The organism is Lysinibacillus sp. RU7, assembly GCF_057837305.1.
In genome coordinates this window covers 1-231 of record NZ_JBYQFK010000347.1, presented here as the reverse complement: position 1 = coordinate 231, position 231 = coordinate 1, and the positions used below count along the sequence as shown (strand labels likewise).

Genomic DNA, 231 nt, shown 5'->3' with positions numbered 1-231 from the left:
GCAACGGCGCGCGACAGACGATAGACGCGCGTCGAATCGAGGATGCCCATGACCAGGATGAGCGTCAGGATATTGGCTGGCAGCACCGACAGCACGACGAGGGCGAAAATCAGGGTCGGGATCGACATCAGGAGATCGACGAAGCGCGACAGCAGCGAGTCGAACCAGCCGCCTACCACCGCTGCGGTGAAGCCGAGTATGGATCCCAGCGAGAAGGCGAGCGCCGTCGCC

At 63.6% G+C, this 231-nt stretch carries 1 protein-coding gene; it reads right to left on the bottom strand.

Annotated features, from left to right (window positions below; translation table 11 throughout):
* Positions 1-231: ABC transporter permease subunit (locus AC3II9_RS22665; protein WP_489159049.1), on the bottom strand; the 231-nt coding region annotated here is incomplete at both ends.